Consider the following 17,868-nt stretch of genomic DNA (forward strand, 5'->3'; position numbering starts at 1 on the left):
CCAATCAAGGAGTGTGGGATGAGCAATATCGTGTGGCACAAGCATGCCGTCGACAAACAGAGCCGGGCCGAGCTTAAAGGGCAAAAACCGCTGGTGATCTGGTTTACCGGGCTCTCGGGGGCAGGCAAATCCACCCTGGCGGGGGCGCTGGAACAGGCGCTGGCCGCTGAGGGCAAGCACACCTATCTGCTGGATGGGGATAATGTGCGCCACGGCCTCTGTGGCGATCTCGGTTTCGATGATGCAGCCCGTCAGGAGAATATCCGCCGGGTCGGCGAGGTGGCAAAACTGATGGTGGATGCGGGCCTTATCGTACTCACCGCCTTTATCTCGCCATTTCGTGCCGAGCGGGCGCTGGTGCGCAGTCTCTTGGGTGAAGGGGAGTTTGTCGAAGTCTTTGTCGATGCGCCGCTTGCCATCTGTGAAGAGCGTGACCCCAAGGGGCTCTATAAAAAAGCGCGGGCAGGGGAAATTCGCAACTTTACCGGTATCGACTCCGCCTACGAGGCACCGGAAAGTCCGGAAATTCATCTGCTTAACGCCGGTAAACCGGTGGCGGAGCTGGTGGAGGAGTTGTTGGCTGCATTGAGGTTACGAGAGTTAATAGATTGAGGTTTATTGTCTGGTCCGAATATTGATAAACAAGGGGGGCATTGCCCTCCCTTGTTTAGTTCAGCTATTTATATTGATTATGACAAGCGTTTGAAATATAGATAGAATATCAGTAAATCATTGTACCGCTCACCATGCACAGACCTTATATTTCAGTTGTTATGCATTTTTGAAATAGAATGGTCGAGTTAGCTTCAACTTAATGCTTTTCTTATGAAGTAGCAATCAACAGAGTTAAACGATTTGTAAGTCTTAGCTAGTTTTTTCATCTCTAGGCATAAGTCTTCTATTTCCAGCTCAGACAGCTGTAAAGTTTTAACCTTATCAAGAGTTTCAATAGGCACGCCCATTTCCTCTAATGCGGTGAAGTTTGTTGGTAGGTTTGAGTTTTCAAACTTATGGATTAAATATCCATAATCAGCTTCCTTAGCTATTCCTAAAGAATATAATTCGAAGTTTATTAAATCTTGATACAATGAAAGGGCTCTAGGTATATTGTGCTTGAATATATTCCTGCATATCTTTAGCTCTATATCTATTTTTTTAGATTGCATATCTTCATAGACATTCTTACTTATATAGTCAATTCTTTTTTCTATGTATTCAGAGTGGCTGTTTGCAAAGACATACCACATAATTCTATTCTTTAAGTCATCGTTATCATCATAGTGAAGATTAAGTCTCATTAATGAGTGATATTCTACCTTTTTAATTAACTTTGTTATTAAGTCAAAGAAAACTGAATTTGATTTAGCTGGATTTGTCAGTATCCCTAGTTCTTGAGCGGATAGTTCGTTAAGAGCCTCATAGGCTTTTTCAATAACTTCAATGTCATATGATGTATGTGATCTTATGATTTCCATAGGGATATCTGACTTTACAGCATATAAACGTATTCGTTCTTCCGCTATAGAAGATAGGTGTTCATCTTGAATGCCAGCTAGAAGGTTTATTGGAGTGTTATCATCCATATTACCAAGAGGGAGATCTACAATTTTGGGATCGTTTTCATCTTTTGGTAAAGCCTCCAAGCAAAAAACATTACCTATCAAGTGTTGATTCATTCTACCAGCACGACCAGAAATGTTTTTATGTGTAAAATTATCAACAAGGTACTTAGAACGCTTGTTGTCATAAATAATTACATTCTGAGCAACAGTATTTACACCTTCTATAATTGTACTTGTGCAAAGCAAAATTGATATTTTACCTGAGTTAAATAAGTCCAAACTCAACTGTTGTAATGCTCTGGGTAATGTCCCGTGATGTATAGCAATCCCCCGTCTTAGCGCCTTAAAATAAATCCAGTTTTTACTATAGTTTGACTTTATCCACTCGACAATATCTGAAACTACATCCTCGGAAACATAGTAAAATAAATTTTCTATCTCAAGCAATTTTTCGGCAAGATCACTTATGGAGTTCTGAGACATACAATATATAATGGTTTGCCCTTTATATTTCTTAATTATGTCAGTTGTCTTATCTATCTTTTCATCTATGTTTGTTGGTTTTATATTGAAGCAATATAGATTCACAGCCACCGTTTTAAAATCCGTTGGAATGAATATAAAGTCCTTTGAAATGTTTTCTAGACCCCTAACTTCATCAATGTATGGCCCAATTAAATAGAATTGCTTTGAGTTTGTTAGAAGTTTACTCATTGCAATATTAAGTGCTATAGAACGGTTTTTTTCCTCTTTGCCAAATGCAAGCTTGTAAAACTCATCTATGACAAAAAGATCTATGTTCTTTATATCATTCCTCTCATTAACTCGCTCCTGAGTCAATACATATACAGCTTTATTTGAAGAAAGTTCTTGGGTGTTGTGATATATTATTTGATAAGTGTCTTTGAATTTATGTTGAATTCGTCTTCTGGTTTCGTCTATTAGTGCTATTGTAGGGACAACGATAACTATCTTATTAAATTTGCCGGTATATAATATTGAGTCTATGATCGCACTTTTACCCATGCTGGTCGGTGCACTCAATACAACATTCCTCTTTTCAAGAAGATAGTTAAAAACTCTTGCTTGTAATGTATGGAATATAAATCCATCACCATCTTTACTCTTATAAAGATTAATGGCTAGCTCAGTATTTGAATCTATTTTTTTAAAGTATTTGTTGATATAAGGATATAGCCCAGATTTCCTTACCATTTCTAATAATAATTTTTCTCGGTCTGAGAATAAATGTTTTTTGTCCAGAGCTCGTATCACCAATTCACGCCCTAAACTATTGCTTATTGGGTTGGATAGATATTCATTGGTTTTTTTTAAATATCCGAAAGGGGATATTTCATTATTTTCAACCTTGTCAATCAGGGTTGCTATATTTGTATTCATTTCCCCTCCAAGCAGCAGCTGACGGAGTCTATCAATCTTTCTATTTTGGGTACTGGATATAAATAAACTTCGATATTCATTTTTGAATAAAAGGAATTTTGTTCCAATAGTGTTTCAATCAAATCGATGAATTTATTTTTTATTTCAGCGTTCAGTTCATGCTCATACCCATCATCCATATTTGATTTATTACATGTTAAATTGTGTGAGTTAAATCCGATAAAAAATATAAACTTAATTCTATCTAAATGTTCATCCAATGAACTATTAGCATCTAGAATCTCATCTATATCATGAGTAATAAGATATGAATCATCTTTGATTTCTAGGATTTTGTCCTTTTTGGTATCGAAAGACTCTTGTTCTAAAAGAGTTTCGAATTCACTTACTATCCTGTCAATGTCTGCTTTTTCTAATTTTGGTATGAAATAATTAAATCCCATTACTAAAATGTCTGGTGAATGACGATTGATAACGATATGTACATTTGAGAATGTTGTATTTTCATCATCATCTATATGCAAGTGCGCTGGAATTGGTTGACTTTCATATGTAGTACGAATAATTGAGTGTAAGAGAACCTGTGGAATTAATGAAATAAGTTCTTTGCTGCTTTGCAACTTCATTTTTGAGTAGGATGCCAGTTTCTGCTCAAGGTTTGTTGCAGTGTTATCTGCGAGCTCTCTCGGCCGTAAAAGAACCTCTGGTAGCCATTTTTTAATTCCTTTTGCGATCTTGTCATATGTATACATTTGAAGGTGATATTTTCCTTCAACTCCTACACATAACTTTTCTTGGTCATGAGCTCGATAATCTTCTTTCGACTCAAAAAACTTTGAGAGGATAGGGGATTCATTTTGTTTGTAAACCTTGGAGAAATTATAGCTTTCCTTCGAGTAGAAATTTAGCTGTTTTTCAAACCAATCAAGGAAGTCTTCTCTGAAGTACGTCTTTTTATCAGCAGAAGACAACACAATTGATGTTGCACTTTTCTCGATTAAGGCAACAAGTAAATCATTTAATATCTTCTCTGGGTCTGAAGAAGGATTTATTTGTAAACGAAAATCATCAAACGCACTTCTAATGATCATGAGTTTGCATTCTGACTTTATATATTCAACTTGTGCAATATACATCCAAGTCGTGTTATCTAACCAGTATTCGACATCCCTACCATTCGGACTATGAAAATCTTTAACCCTTTTTTTTAGTGATATCAGTAAAGAATTTCTTTTATCTTCATCCTCTCGGTCTTCAAAAGAAATGGTAAGATATTTTAGAGTGCTGTTAACATCTATCGGTGTAACAATTCTAAATCTCGGAGATAAAATATTGGTGTCACAGCTAATAGATTTGTGTAGTATTGAATCTGTATTTTTTATCTGCCTGGTCTTTCCTGTCACTGACTGTTTAGTTACTTTCGTAAGTTCATCTAAGTTCCACTTATTAGTAACATTAGTTGTTTTTACTTGGATATATTCAATGTAGTTTGAATATATAAGATCAATATCATCGCTAACTTCACAGCGAACGGCCTTTAGGTGTTTATCTTTGAGCATGTGTAGAGCTAGGTATGCGGCGATATAATCCTGATAAAGAAAGCCCTTCTTAGCGCCGATACCACCACTGTCATTCTTTTTCATTTTTGTCTCTTTTGATAACTAAATCACTGAGGTATATTTTAGAGGGCATACGATAAACTATGTCACGTTTCAGAATAACTAATAGATAAATGTTGTTGTGTTAATGCTTATAATAAGTCAGCATATTCAAACAATGATAGCAACTAATTTTCATGCTTTATGAATAAGTCAAGAATAAATAATGTTGTGATAGTCATCATTTTTAATAGCGCACGACAGTCTTAACTTGATTATATATATTCAGATAACGCTACCGCCCCTGAATTACAGCTTCCAGTCTGCTGCTTGTTACCTGCGTTTTGGCACTAGCTTGGCTCATGGCTGACTCCTGCAAGAGGTTGCCAAGCGGCTATGTTACCGAACGGGGCTCAGGTGAAAAGCGCAAGCGGGCCGTTTCCTGAGCAAGATCAATAAATTAATCATTAATGGGTTTAAATGTGGTCACCCAACCGCTTGGGCCCATTAGCGCAGAGGGAAATCGGACAGTGAAGCGGGAGTGTCGCCATCTTGTTGGCGGGCATTAAAAAACCCTATGGGCCCAAAGGCCCATAGGGTTTTTCTGCGGTGATTGTTTGGGTAGTGGTTATCTGGCTTGGCGTACCGGCACGGCGCGGGTGGTGGCCACTTCGTAGCGGCTCTGGGTTGCCGGAGCCCCTTTCTGGAACTGGCGAACCAGCCGGTCGAGATCGCTTAACTGGTTTACCAGCTGGGTGATACCGTGCACGGCGTGCTGGCTGCCAACGCTGGAGTCATCGGCCAGGGTCTTGATGCTGAGCACGTTGCGGTTGATCTCGGCGGTAACGTGGGACTGCTCCTGCACCGCCTGGGCAATCTGGCTGCTGCCGGAGGCGACCTGCTGCAGCATATCGTTGATCTGCTGGAGTATGGTGCCGGTCGCGGTGGCCTTCTGCTGGCAACTGTCGGCAAGTTGGCAGCCCTTCTCCATCGCTTGCTCAGCCTCGCCAGAGCTGTTTTGCAGCTCGGTGATCATCTTCTGGATTTCGCTGGTCGAGGATTGGGTCTTGATGGCGAGCGAGCGGATCTCGTCGGCGACCACCGAGAAGCCGCGGCCCGCTTCGCCAGCCCGTGCCGCTTCGATGGCAGCGTTGAGGGCCAGCAGGTTGGTCTGGTTGGCGATGTTGTTGATCACATCGAGGATGCCGTCGATATCGCGGCAGTGGCCGACCAGCGCACTGATCACGCTCTTGGAGGTGGTCAGCTCGCTGTTCATGCCCGCCACGGCAGCCACGGTTTCGGCCACGCTACTGTTGCCGCTCTTGAACAGCACGGCCGTTTCATCCAGCAGGCTGGAGGAGTCAGTCGAGCTTTGTGACACCTCGCGAATGGATTCCGACATTTCGGTCACGGCGGTCGCTACCTGATTGGTTTCGGCCTGCTGCTGTTGCAGGTTGTCGGTGATGGATTCGGCGTTGCGCAGATCCCCTTCGGCGGCCTGCAGGATCTTGCTGCAAGTCTGCTGGGTGCGGGCCAGCACGGCGTTGAACTCGGCCTGATTCATCACCATCGAGAGTTCGATGGCGGCGATGTTGTCCACCTTGTTGGTGTAGAGCAGCTGCATCAGCGGGTTGTCAAAGCGGCTGCGGGCCATCTTGTTGAGCTTGCCGAGGCGGCGGGAGAGGGCATTCAGGGTGATGGCCGCTATCGCCAGCGGCAGGGCGACCAGCGCCAGTTGCCAGTTCATGTCGTGGTTGTAGCCCAGGGCAAACATGGCGAGCAGGCTCAGCAGCAGACAGAGGTTGATGGTCAGGGTATGGGAGAAGGTGGGCAACTTGAGCGCCAGCGGCAGCTTGTTGTTGCGAAGGTCGGCATAGACCTTCTCGGCCCGCTGTTTGATCTCCTCGCTCGGGGCGGTGCGCACCGACTGATACTCCACGACCCGGCCGCTGGCATCCTTGATGGGGGTGACAAAGGCGCTGACCCAGTAGTGATCGCCACTCTTGCAGCGATTTTTCACCGGCCCCATCCAGCTCTTGCCTTCGCGGATATGGTTCCACAGATCGGCAAAGGCCTGTTTCGGCATATCCGGGTGGCGCACCAGATTGTGGTGTTCTCCCTTCAGCTCGTCGAGCGAGAAGCCTGCAATATCGCAGAACTCATCGTTGGCGTAGGTGATGCGGCTCTCCAGATCAGTGGTGGAGATGAGGCTCTGGTGGTCTGGATAGAGACGTTCTCTTTGGGTAACCGGTTGATTGATTCTCATGGCCTTACTCCCGAGCTGTGATGGTCAGATTTTGATCTGCATCAAGACATCTGCAAGGGGTGGGCCAGCTGGCAAAAGCTAATGATTGATATGTTATTAGTGCCATTTTGGCAGGAAAAGATCGTTGCTGTTTGCAATATGCAACGGAGCAGACGGGGTGTGCCTCTGCGGCATCTGCAATTTGCAACCTATTCTGGTCAAGCCCATGAGCTGGGAGTCAGAAGCTGGATGCGAAGGATCCATGAACCGACGGGGCATCCGCTGCCCCGCCAGAGATCAGGGGAGAGGGTCGGGAGCGGGTGAGGAGGGGGCGCTGACGAGCTGCATCACTTCAATCAGGATACCCTGCACCAGCACGGTTTTCAGATCCTGCAGGTACTCCTCCAGCGGCGACTCTTGCAGCAACTGGGCGAGCTCGTTGCCCACCGGGGTGAGGCGGTAGTAGAGCAGGGTGATGTTGTTCTGCTTGCACTGCAGCCGCCAGCGCTGGTTGCCGAACTCCAGCTCGACCCCATCGGCGGGCAGCGGGCCTGACTCCAGCTCGGCGCGATGCAGCAGCCCCAGCTCGAACAGTTGCAGCAGGGCGTTGTAGGGCAGTCGGTATTTGCCAAGACCAAGGCGCGTTGCTTTGGCGCGACTCAGCAGGGTGGCCCCCTTGTGCAGCCCCAGCAGCAGTCGCTGCTCGTCGCTGCCGGTGTAGTGGCAAGTCAGTGAACAGATGCGCTGAAACAGCTGTGCCTCGCGCTGGGTCATCTCTTTGAGGGTGGCGAGCGCCCGGATGGAGAAGCGGCCCGGGGTGGCTACTTCCAGCGCGAAGATCCGCCCCCACAGCTGCTGCATCGGCACCATGCTGATATCTTCCGCCAGTTGCAGAAAGCGGGTCAGCCAGTCGCTGTCCATCTCGCCGCCAGCTGCGGTCTCTTCGCAGTGACGGGAGGCCATCACCATGATGGCTTCCAGATTGCGCTGGCGGGCGGCCTGATCCGCCAGATGACGAAAGGTGGCGCGCTGTTCGAAGGTGCTGTCTGTGTTGCGGGTGAGCATGCCGTCGATGCCGCGACTGCGGGCCAGACGAAGGGTCTGCTCCTGGCTGCTCAGGATCGAACTCTCTTTTTTCGGGGGGGGGAGGTCTGCCATGCTGACTCCATTCGCACAGGTTCTGGAGCTGAATGTTACTCCAACCGGGATGCCAAGATAACAAAGCGGCCTCCGTGGAGGCCGCTTTTTTTGCAACGGGAGGATTACTCCTCGTAGACGCTCACCTCGACCGCTTCCATCGAATAGGAGGCGGTGGCCATCTCGTGGCTGGAGCTGACCGTGCGCATCTTGCCCTTCACCCAGATGGCATCCCACAGGTCATCCACCGGCGCACCCTTGGGGTAGCTCACATAGATCACCTGATTGGTGGGGGGCGGCGGCACATGGATGCAGGCGCCGAAGTAGGGCACCAGCAGGAAGGCGGTGATCTTCTTGGCATCCCCTTCCAGCGGCACCACGAAGCCCGGAATGCGCACATCCTCGTTGTCCAGCTTCTTGTTCACCCCGCCCACCGGTTGCGGCACCGACATGGGATCTTCGTGATTGACCTGAGGCGGTGGTAGCAGTTTCTCTCCTTCCGGGATGAGCACATCCCAGTCGATGGTCTTGTAATCGGCGGCCAGGGCGGGCAGCACCAGCAGGCTGGCGAGCAGCGCCACAATTTTCCACTTCATCATCTGTCCTTCTGTTTCTATTTTTGGGCGTCTCGCTAGACGCGAATGCTCATGCCATCGCTCAGGCTGTAGCGGTAAGCGCGGGCAGCAGGGAGCAGGCCAATCACCATGCCTGCCAGCCACACTACCCCCAGCAACTGCCACTCGTAGGTGCTCGGCAGCCCCAGACTCAGTTGCAGGCCATAGTGGCTGAGCAGCCAGGGCGAGGCAAGCCCCTGCCCCAGATAGAGCACGGCGACCCCGAGAGCGATGCCAACCGTGGTCAGCGCCATGGCTTCCAGCGCCAGCAGCAGGAACAGGTGGGCAGGGCCCGCGCCGAGGGATCGCAAAATAGCGAGCTCCCGGCGCCGCTCGTTAAGTCCCGCCAGCAGGGTAGTCAGCATGCCGATCAGGCCCGCGACTACCACGAAACCGGCGATCACCGAGAGGGCGGTTTCCGCCACGCTCATCAGGCTCCACAGCTCCTGCAGGGCGGCGCCCGGCAGGATCGCCATCAGCGGCTCTTTGGGATAGGTGTTGACGCTGCGTTGCAGCTGGAACGCCAGGATCCGGTTGCTCAGCCCCACCATAAAGGCGGTGATGGTTTTCGGGGTGAGATCCTGCGCCAGTGCCTGCTCCGGCGTCACGTTCTTGCTGTGGCGGCCGGTATCCCACCCAAGATGGATCGCCTCTATCCCCGCCAGCGGCACATGGATGGTGCGATCAATGGGCGTGCCGGTCGGCGCCAGAATGCCCACCACCTTGAACGGCAGATTGTCGTGCTGGCTGAACGAGGTGTTGCCAGCGCCGTGGGCGATGACGATGGATTGGTCAAGGTGATAGCCGAGCTTCTCGGCCACCTGAGCGCCGAGCACCGCTTCAAACGGCGTCTCGAATGGCCGCCCCTCGCGCAGTTGTAGCGACTGCTGCTGACCGTACTTCAGGTGGGTGAAGTAGTCGCCATTGGTGCCGAGCACCCGAAATCCCTTGTGGGAGTCACCAAGGGAAAGCGGGATGATCCAGGCGACGCCCGGTTTCTGTTTGATGGCCTGATAGGAGTCCCACCCCACGTTGTTGGTGGGGTTGCCGATGCGAAACACCGAGTAGAGCAGCAGGTTAACCTGACCGGAGCGGGCGCCAACGATGAGATCGGTGCCCGAGACGGTGTTGGAGAAGCTTTCGCGGGCCTGGGTGCGCACCCGCTCCACCCCGAGTAGCAGGGTGACGCTGATGGCGACAGCCAGCAGGGTGAGCCCGGCGGTGAGGCGGCGGGCCCAGAGACTTTGCAGGGCGAGTTTTAGCATGATGCCCTCCGGTTGAGCTGTTGCAGATTTTCGACCCGCGGGAACAGGGGTTCGAGATAAGGGTCGTGACTGACGAAGATCAGGGTCGAGCCCTGCTTGTCGCACTCCTCGAACAACAGCTTGATAAAGGCGGCCCGGTTGTCGGTGTCGAGGGCCGAGGTGGGTTCGTCGGCGATCACCAATGGCGGCGAACCGATCAGCGCCCGCGCGGCGGCAACCCGCTGTTGCTGGCCAATGCTGAGGGCATGCACGGGGCGATGCAGTGCGTCGTCCGGCAGTTGCAGCTCCGCCAGCAGACGGCGCGCCTCCTGCTCCGGACTCCCTTGCAGGCGGGCCCGTTTGGCGGGCGAGAAGGTGAGGGCAGCAGTCACGTTGTCCTGCACCGAGAGAAAGGGCAGCAGATTGAACTGCTGAAAGATATAACCCAGATTGGCCGCCCGGAAGTGGTCACGGGCACGGCCAGAGAGCCGGGCCAATGGTTGGCCCAGCACCTCCAGGGTGCCGTGGTTGGCGGTCTGGATCCCGGCCAGCAACCCGAGCAGGGTCGATTTGCCGGAGCCCGACGGGCCCTTGATAAAGACCCGCTCACCCTCGCGGATGGTGAGGGCGGGCAGATCGAGTACGGCGTCGCCACCTGGCCAGGCAAAGGCCAGATCGCGGATCTCAACCACGGCTTTTTTCATGGCGTTACCAGCTCAGCTTGTTGGCGGACGGGGTCAGCTCGCCCGCGGTCTGGCCGGTGGGCAGGATCCCCTGCACGCTCAGCTTCTCAAGGCTCGGATAGACGCTGAACAGGGTTGCCTCAAGGCCGGTCAGTTTGGCTGGCGTTGCGCAGGTGTAGGTGTACATGGCGCCCATATCGGCGTGACCCGCTTCGTCATGATTATGCTGGTCTTCATGTTTGTCGCTGGCAGCCTTGTCATGGTCATGGTCATGGTCATGGTCATGGTCGTGATCATGCTCTTCTTTGGCGGCTTGCAGCTCCTGCTGGGTCAGTTTGCAGCCCGCGGCCGGGTCGAAGCGGAACAGGGTGTCAGGCTGCTGGAGGCGGGCGACCGCCTTGGCATACTGCGCCTTCTCTTCATCGCTCTTGGCGACGTGCTCGAAGCCCACCAGATCGGCAGCAGGGGCCTGCAGTTCGATCATCAGCTGGTCGCCATCGACCACCAGATTGAGGTGGCCGTGGCCATGCTCGTGGGCGCCGTGGCTGTGGCTCTCGTGTTCGTCGTGATTTGCGTGTGCGGCAAAGGTGGCTACCGCCAGCAACAGAGTAACTGCTTTCATCTTTAATCCTTTTTTCAAAACAAATAGTGAGCTTAAACAAATGGATAGATAAAAACAGAGGCGGGCGGCGCACGGATGGCATAGCTGTGAAGCGTGGCGGTATCCGCCGAGCCCTGCATGGTTGCAACGACGGGCAGAACAGAGTTTGAACCGGGGAAACAATAGGGGGTAGCCGTGATGACCTGCTTGCCATCCAGATGGAGGGCACAGACCAGGCAGTGATGGTCGTCGTGGCCGGGCAGGACAGATTCAAACTGGTGCCGGGCAAGGGCAGGCTGCAGCCATAACCAGCCCAGCAGCAAGATCCAGATTTTCAGCTTGATACGACCCATAGACCCTTATGGAAAGGGCGCCATCAGCGCCCTTTCTCTCTGACTTAGAGATGGGACTTGATGAGCCCCATCACGGTAGCAATGTTGTTGGCGTCGAGCTGGCCATCTTTGGCAAACAGCACCTTGCCCTCTTTATCCAGCAGAATGATCGCCGAGCTTTCCGGCGTCAGATCCCAGGCGTTGCGCGCCATGCCCTTGGCATCCAGCACCATGGCGGACCAGGGGAACTCTTTCTTGCTGTCCTCGGCACTGCTCTTCACGAAGCCGGAGGTGCCCCAGATGGCGTCATTGCTGTTGATGACGGTAACGGTCTGGTACTTGTCTTGCGGCAGCTTGGCGGCCTTGATCGCCTCGATCATCGGGGCGTTCAGCTCCTTGGCACTGGAGCGACCGGCAATATGCTGGATCAGGAACACCTTGCCGGTGAGCGAGGTGCTCTGCCACGGCTGGTAGCCGATATCCTTGCCATTCAGTACCAGCTCCCCCTTGTCGCTGACATTGACCAGCGGCACCGGGTTGCCATCCTTGAAGTTGTGAGCAAAGACCAGAGATGGCAGCAGCGCCAAAGTAAGTACGAGATGTTTCATCCTGATGACACTCCATTTGTTATGTTATAACGAGTTTCGGATTGAGGGAATGGGCGAGCTTCATCCTAAACTGATCGGATCTGTTTAAAAAGTGTTAAATAAGATCGCAATTCAGAAGCGTCGGCGCCCCGCCAGTCAGGTGGTTGGCTGGCAAGGGCGGCTAGGATGGCATGACATCGATAAAAATCAATGAATTGGCTGCTGGTCTGAGCTGTCTGCGTCAGTAGAGCGACTCGCTGATGAGGGGGATCTTGGCCATGGTCATCTGCTGGGCCAGCAGGGACGAGCCGGTCAGCAGCACATGGCGCTGATTGTTGATCACCACCACATCACCGGGTACGCCACTGTCTGCCGTAATGGCCAGCCAGGCAGGGGAGACGCTGCCGATGCTGATATCCGGATAGATGATGCTGAGCACATATTGCGGGGCCAGCTCCGCCAGCAGACTGGCCATCAGCAGCGCCTTCTCGTCGCTGTCGGCCTTGTTATCCTGCAACGCCTGCAGCGGCGGCGCGAAGTGATCCAGCTGCTCCGGCTGGGTGGGGATGGCGTTTAGCCACTCTTGCATCAGGCTGACGCTGGTGGCGAGATCCTTGGCGGCAAACTGCTGCGCCAGTGGCTTGAGGTGCCCTTTGAAGTGGTAGAAGAGCTGGGAGTAATCGGGGCGTACGCAAGGCAGTTTGCGATTGGCAGGATGGACGCAGGGTATCACCCTCATCTGGTAGAAGGCATCCTCCTGATACTGTTGGTAGGCTTGCCAGAATAGCAGCGACTCCATGCTGTCGTCCCGCAGGGTGAAGGCCTGCTCCAGATTGCGAAACTTGGTAGCTGTCTCGGGGCTGCTCTGATTGATCAGGTTGATGCTGTTGTAGAGCCGTGGGCTGATATAGGCGTAAAGGGTCTCCAGCGGATTGGTGAGAGAGGCCTTCAGCAGGCTCATCTCGTGGCGACTGGCGGCCATCACCTGATCGTCGGTGGTCAGCTGGAAGTGCTTGCGCTGGCCATCGGTGGATTGCCACTGCCAGCTCATGTTGATCTCGCTGGCGTTGCTTGTGGCGCCAAGGGTGGTGTAGAGAGTGAGGCTGAGCAACAGCGCGGGGGTCAGCTTCATGGTGGTGCTTCCTGCCGTGGACGATAATTAACAACTAGGTGAGCCGGCACCACTTTGGTGATGTTTCGTTTTGTGATCTGGATAACAGATTGATGTGACTTTTAATTTAATTGTGAAATTAAGTCACTCTGGAGGGGTTATGAAGCCTTGGATCATAGTGCTGTTTGGGCTGCTCAGCCTGCCAGCCATGGCGGGTCAGGTGATCGTCAACAAGGGGATGTCCGTTGCGGATATCTTTGCCCTGCGTGACCAGCTGGCGCGCGAACACGAATGGCAGGAGTGGCTGCGCTACCAGCAGGCCATCAAGTGGCTGGAGGTGTTGCCGGTCAACTGCGAGCTGATGAGCCAGCCGGGCGGCGGCTATCGCTGTGGCGGTGATTACTATCGTCCCTACCAGAAAGATGGCCGTGAAATATACATTCAGGGCAATCCTGCCGAAGAGGCGGCCGGTCTGCTGCCGCAAACACCGACAAAAAAGGCGCCATAAGGCGCCTTTTTTACAAACCGAGTGATGCTTACTTGGCAGCGTAACGCTCGGCAGAGGTTTTGATCTCGGCTTCGGCAGCGGCCTTGTCGCCCCAACCTTCCACCTTGACCCATTTGCCCGCTTCCAGCTCTTTGTAGCGCTCGAAGAAGTGCTGGATCTGGGCTTTCAGCAGTTCCGGCAGATCGTTCACATCCTGGATGTGGTCGTACTGCTTGGTCAGCTTGGAGTGTGGTACTGCAACGATCTTGGCATCTTCGCCAGATTCGTCGGTCATCTTCAGCACGCCAACCGGGCGGCAGCGAATGACGGAACCGGCCAACAGCGGGTAGGGGGTCGGAACCAGTACGTCGACGGGGTCACCATCCAGAGAGAGGGTCGCGTTCACGTAGCCGTAGTTGCACGGATAGAACATCGGGGTAGACATGAAGCGATCGACGAAAATAGCACCGCTGTCCTTGTCGACTTCGTATTTGATCGGGTCGGCATTCTGCGGGATTTCGATGATGACATAGATATCGTCGGGCAGGCTCTTGCCGGCCGGTACCAGGTTCAGGCTCATGATAATTCCTTCGTTGTTAGTATCAGGTTTGCAGGCCGATATTATAGCGATGTGATGTTAAATGACCATATTTCAGCGGCTATCGCTAACAAAGAAGGGGGATGTTTCCTGTTTGCGGCGCGTTGATGTGTGCGGGATGCAACAAAACGGCTGTTTTGATGCCCTGCCGCTGACCTTGGTCACCGGCAGGGCATGTGGAGTTGCGAGCAACGAGGGTCAGAGCGAGTAGGGGAGTCTCGATTCGTTGACCAGTCGCGACAGGGCTGTCACTACATGAGGGTCAAACTGGGTGCCGGAGCGGGACTGGATATACTCCATGGTTTGCGCCAGCGTCCAGGGTTCTTTGTAGGGGCGCTTGCTGAGCAGGGCATCGAATACATCGACCACCGCCACAATCCTCGCCGACAGGGGGATCTGCTGGCCTGCCAGCTGCTGCGGGTAGCCTTTACCATCGAAGTGCTCATGGTGGCCCCGGGCGATCTCTGCCCCCAGCGAGAGGTAGCTGGTTCCCTCCACCATTTCGCCCGCCTTGTGCAGGATATTGGCGCCGATACCGGCGTGCTGCTCCATGATGGCCCGTTCTTCCGGGTCGAAACGTCCGGGCTTGTGCAGGATATGATCCGGGGTGCCCACCTTGCCCACATCGTGCAGGATGGAAGCCATACCGATCATTTCGACAAACTCCGGAGTCAGTTGCTCCGGGTAGACCGCCATCTGCTTCAATTCGGCCACGATGGCATCCGAGAGTTTCTGCACCCGCAAGACATGCTCGCCGGTATCGGAGTCGCGAAACTCTGCCAGCGCCGCCAGCGCCACCACGGTGGCCTCCTGGGCGCGCAGCAGCTGATTGTAGAGATAGAGATTGTCGTAGGCCGCCGAGATGCGCTGACAGAAGACATCCAGCAGGTCGCACTCGAGAGGATCCAGAGGCTGGGTCGGGGTGAAGCTCAACACGAACTCGCGGCCATTCTGGGCGGCGATATAGAGGGAATCCTGAGGGTGTTCAAAGCGGTTGCAGCGCTCGTTTAACGCCTTCATGACCGACTCTTTCAGGGCAGAAAATTCATCAAGGCTCTTCTCCTCCAGCAGCGCCTCGTAGTCTCCGGTTGCCGCCAGGATCTCAAGCCCATGTTCTCCTGGGCGGCGTTCGGCACAGATGGCCCCTTCGGTGCCCACATCGAGAATGGCGCTGATCTGTTTGAGCACGCCGGAAGCAAACTCCTTGAGTGAATGGAGATGGTAGAGATCGCCCGCGCCCTCCAGAATTTTGCCGAGTCCCTGTCGGCTCTTGTCGATGGCGCTGAGGGTTTCGTAGGAGCGAAGGGAGGCGATGACGGTGGTGAAGAGTTTTTGTACCGTCAACTCGGTCTTGGTTTTGTAGTCGTTAATATCGTAATCGAGGATCACCCTTTGTTCCGGTGCCTGACCGGGCTGGCCGGTACGCAGCACGATCCGCACCAGCGAGTTGCGCATCTCGTTGCGGATCCGGTGCACCAGCCGCAAACCGGCATCTTCGGTCTCCATCACCACATCGAGCAGGATCAGGGCAATCCTGGGATTGGCCTCCAGCATGGTGGCGGCTTCAGCACCGCTGTAGGCGTTGAGCAGCTCCAGCGGGCGAGATTTGTACTGAATATTGGAGAGGGCAAGCCGGGTGGCGTGATGAATATCCGGCTCATCATCCACGATCAGCACTTGCCAGGGATTGAGTGCCTTGGGGACCACGACCTCTTCATCATCGAGTTCGATGATGTCGTCATCCAGCCAGATATCGTCCTTGTCTTGGGCACTGCTCATATCGGTTACGCCTCCGGCGCTCAATGAGTATGTGAAGAGTATGCACGATCACCTCTGTCAGGATCATCAGGATAAGCAGATATCGTGAGCTGGCACCGCCTCTTTCATCTTTACTCGAAAGGCTCAAGATAACTCTGGATCGATTTTTTCAACCAGGCCAATACTTTGCCGTGATAGGCATTTTCTGCCAGATAGACGCCATAGTCTCGCCACTGCAGGCTGAACTTGTGCTTCAGGGTCAGCAGGGTGCCTTGTCGCAGCTGGCTCTGGATAAGTGGCGAGGGGAGCACCGCCCAGCCCAGCCCATCGAGGACCGCGTTACGCATCAACTCGAAGCTGGAGAGACCTATATGCTGGCCTCCCACAGGTAGCAGGCTTTTTACAGAAAATTCATCTACATACGAGAGAGTTACCTGGGTGTGATCGGTCAGATCCTGCTGTTTGACCCGCTTCAGTCCGGCCAGCGGATGGCTGGGCGCCACCACCATCAGGGTGCGGATCGGGTTGAGCAGATCGATGTTGAGGCCGCTGCGCTCCTGATCCTCGGTAATAAGGCCAAATGCGGCATCGACGAACCCCTCTTCAACCAGCGCTGGCAGTTCAGGCGGAGAGGCAAGCACCAGCGAGATACTGGTGCCGGGAAACTGGTTGTGCAGGCTGGCCAGCATCTCGCGCCACACTTGCTCGGGGATGGCGTCATCGCGGGCAACCCGCAGCGCCACTTCGGCACCCGAGGCGTAATGTTTGCACTTCTGCTGCAAGCTGTTGGCCGCCTGTAGCAGGCGAGTGCAATCATCAAGTACCAGCTCGCCGATCTCGGTCAGGCGACTCTGATTGGCTCCTCGTTCGAAAAGTTCGACGCCAAGCTCAACTTCCAGTGCTGCGATGGAGGTGCTGACAGCGCTGCGGCTTTTGCCGAGACGACGGGCGGTGTTGGCTATAGAGCCGCTATTGGCTGACTCTACAAAGAGTTCTATCTGATATAGCTTCATGTTTTACAGACCATGGCGGAGTTTTTCACCATCACCTTAGCGTGCCGAACCAAGGCAAGGCAAACCTGTGGCGTCGGAATAATCGACGCTGAGCGATTGTCGCGAGTTGCTTCTCCCCGTTTACCATCTCTCCCGTCGAAGCAACAAAGGCATCCTATATGTTATTAAGTCGTATGTTTCTGGCCCGGCTGTTTTTGACCGGCGCCATCGTGACCGAGGTCGCCGGCACCTCCAGCATGACCATGATCCCCGAGCAGGGGGCTGGCTGGATGAATTACATCCCGATGTGGCTGTTGATCGGTTTCTCGTACTGGTTGCTGGCGAAAGCCGCCAAAACAATCTCCATTGGTATTGCGTTTGCGCTCTGGGAAGGGCTCGGGATCACCCTGATCACCATAGTGTCGGTCATGTTCCTCGGTTACGATGTGACCGTTCAGGAGCTGATTGGCCTGGCTCTCGCGATAGTGGGGATTGTTATGGTGACCATGGGGGAGACCCATGATGAGCCTGCAGACAAGTCAGTAGAAGCGGAGGCCACAGCATGAGTCCGTTTGTGATTGTATTGGGTGCCGCACTGATCGATATCGGCGCCAACATGGCCATCAACCGCTCCAAGGGTTTTCGTTACAAGGGGTGGGGCTTCCTGGGGATCATGCTGGTACTCGGCGCCTTTACCCTGCTCTCGGAAGCGGTAAGTGGTGGCCAGATTGACCTGGCTGTTGCCTACGCCACCTGGGGGGCTATCGGCATCGTCGGTACGGCGCTGGGCGGTTTGCTCTTCTTCGGTGAGCGGCTCAAGCCCATCGGCTGGGCTGGCATGATGGTGATGGCGCTGGCTGTCGTTATGCTGACTACCGCCTGATAACCTGAAGCAATAACAAAAGCCGCCCGGTTGCA

Annotated in this window: 18 protein-coding genes; 4 read left to right on the forward strand and 14 right to left on the reverse strand. The window is 52.8% G+C overall.

Annotation, left to right across the window (positions count from 1 at the left end; all coding sequences use genetic code 11):
* Nucleotides 1-18 precede the first annotated feature (18 nt).
* Nucleotides 19-612, forward strand: a complete 594-nt coding sequence (gene cysC / locus G5287_RS11285) for an adenylyl-sulfate kinase (RefSeq protein ID WP_421231294.1) — start codon at nt 19-21, stop codon at nt 610-612.
* A 194-nt stretch (nt 613-806) separates the two neighbouring features.
* Here the strand turns inward: cysC and G5287_RS11290 are convergent, their stop codons facing one another.
* The 11 genes from G5287_RS11290 to G5287_RS11340 all read right to left on the reverse strand — a co-directional run bounded on the left by G5287_RS11290 (nt 807) and on the right by G5287_RS11340 (nt 13,136).
* Nucleotides 807-2,963 (reverse strand): DEAD/DEAH box helicase, encoded by a 2,157-nt coding sequence (locus tag G5287_RS11290; RefSeq protein WP_236272266.1) that lies wholly within the window; start codon nt 2,961-2,963, stop codon nt 807-809.
* Complete coding sequence (locus G5287_RS11295; RefSeq protein WP_421231295.1) at nt 2,960-4,606, reverse strand: dsDNA nuclease domain-containing protein; 1,647 nt, start codon at nt 4,604-4,606, stop codon at nt 2,960-2,962. The genes G5287_RS11290 and G5287_RS11295 overlap by 4 nt, the downstream gene beginning before the upstream one ends.
* 583 nt (nt 4,607-5,189) lie before the next feature.
* On the reverse strand, nt 5,190-6,827 hold the full coding sequence (locus G5287_RS11300; RefSeq protein ID WP_421231296.1) for a PAS domain-containing methyl-accepting chemotaxis protein: 1,638 nt from the start codon (nt 6,825-6,827) through the stop codon (nt 5,190-5,192).
* Between the two features lie 276 nt (nt 6,828-7,103).
* Nucleotides 7,104-7,964: a TIGR03899 family protein gene (locus tag G5287_RS11305; protein WP_421231297.1), complete on the reverse strand. Its 861-nt coding sequence runs from the start codon at nt 7,962-7,964 to the stop codon at nt 7,104-7,106.
* A gap of 104 nt (nt 7,965-8,068) precedes the next feature.
* The gene (locus G5287_RS11310; protein ID WP_421231298.1) at nt 8,069-8,542 is read right to left on the reverse strand and encodes a DUF3299 domain-containing protein; all 474 of its coding nucleotides are present in this window, start codon (nt 8,540-8,542) and stop codon (nt 8,069-8,071) included.
* A gap of 32 nt (nt 8,543-8,574) precedes the next feature.
* Complete coding sequence (locus G5287_RS11315; protein WP_421231299.1) at nt 8,575-9,822, reverse strand: ABC transporter permease; 1,248 nt, start codon at nt 9,820-9,822, stop codon at nt 8,575-8,577.
* Entirely contained in the window at nt 9,816-10,505 is a 690-nt protein-coding gene (locus tag G5287_RS11320; RefSeq protein WP_005335686.1) for an ABC transporter ATP-binding protein, read from the reverse strand. The genes G5287_RS11315 and G5287_RS11320 overlap by 7 nt, the downstream gene beginning before the upstream one ends.
* 4 nt (nt 10,506-10,509) lie before the next feature.
* Complete coding sequence (locus G5287_RS11325) at nt 10,510-11,106, reverse strand: DUF2796 domain-containing protein (protein WP_421231300.1); 597 nt, start codon at nt 11,104-11,106, stop codon at nt 10,510-10,512.
* Between the two features lie 32 nt (nt 11,107-11,138).
* Nucleotides 11,139-11,438, reverse strand: coding sequence for a hypothetical protein (locus tag G5287_RS11330; protein WP_421231301.1), 300 nt, complete (start codon nt 11,436-11,438; stop codon nt 11,139-11,141).
* 44 nt (nt 11,439-11,482) lie between these two features.
* Nucleotides 11,483-12,025, reverse strand: coding sequence for a YtfJ family protein (locus tag G5287_RS11335; protein ID WP_005343253.1), 543 nt, complete (start codon nt 12,023-12,025; stop codon nt 11,483-11,485).
* A gap of 220 nt (nt 12,026-12,245) precedes the next feature.
* Nucleotides 12,246-13,136 carry a hypothetical protein gene (locus G5287_RS11340; protein ID WP_167557564.1) on the reverse strand — a complete coding sequence of 297 codons (891 nt, stop codon included), beginning with the start codon at nt 13,134-13,136 and terminating at the stop codon, nt 12,246-12,248.
* 139 nt (nt 13,137-13,275) lie between these two features.
* Here G5287_RS11340 and G5287_RS11345 point away from each other — a divergent pair, with 139 nt between their 5' ends.
* On the forward strand, nt 13,276-13,623 hold the full coding sequence (locus G5287_RS11345; protein ID WP_421231302.1) for a hypothetical protein: 348 nt from the start codon (nt 13,276-13,278) through the stop codon (nt 13,621-13,623).
* A 28-nt stretch (nt 13,624-13,651) separates the two neighbouring features.
* Here G5287_RS11345 and ppa read toward each other — a convergent pair whose 3' ends face one another.
* The 3 genes from ppa to G5287_RS11360 all read right to left on the reverse strand — a co-directional run bounded on the left by ppa (nt 13,652) and on the right by G5287_RS11360 (nt 16,971).
* Nucleotides 13,652-14,182: an inorganic diphosphatase gene (gene ppa, locus G5287_RS11350; protein WP_005335667.1), complete on the reverse strand. Its 531-nt coding sequence runs from the start codon at nt 14,180-14,182 to the stop codon at nt 13,652-13,654.
* A 216-nt stretch (nt 14,183-14,398) separates the two neighbouring features.
* Nucleotides 14,399-15,979 (reverse strand): DUF3369 domain-containing protein, encoded by a 1,581-nt coding sequence (locus tag G5287_RS11355; protein ID WP_421206897.1) that lies wholly within the window; start codon nt 15,977-15,979, stop codon nt 14,399-14,401.
* 110 nt (nt 15,980-16,089) lie between these two features.
* A complete protein-coding gene (locus G5287_RS11360) occupies nt 16,090-16,971 on the reverse strand; it encodes a LysR family transcriptional regulator (protein WP_216979467.1) in 882 nt (293 codons plus the stop codon).
* A gap of 158 nt (nt 16,972-17,129) precedes the next feature.
* Here G5287_RS11360 and G5287_RS11365 point away from each other — a divergent pair, with 158 nt between their 5' ends.
* The gene (locus G5287_RS11365) at nt 17,130-17,516 is read left to right on the forward strand and encodes a DMT family transporter (protein WP_179902532.1); all 387 of its coding nucleotides are present in this window, start codon (nt 17,130-17,132) and stop codon (nt 17,514-17,516) included.
* Complete coding sequence (locus tag G5287_RS11370; RefSeq protein ID WP_005335659.1) at nt 17,513-17,833, forward strand: SMR family transporter; 321 nt, start codon at nt 17,513-17,515, stop codon at nt 17,831-17,833. The genes G5287_RS11365 and G5287_RS11370 overlap by 4 nt, the downstream gene beginning before the upstream one ends.
* Nucleotides 17,834-17,868 lie beyond the last annotated feature (35 nt).

The organism is Aeromonas sp. 603079 (genome assembly GCF_049172135.1).
GTDB classification, from domain to species: Bacteria; Pseudomonadota; Gammaproteobacteria; order Enterobacterales; family Aeromonadaceae; genus Aeromonas; species Aeromonas veronii.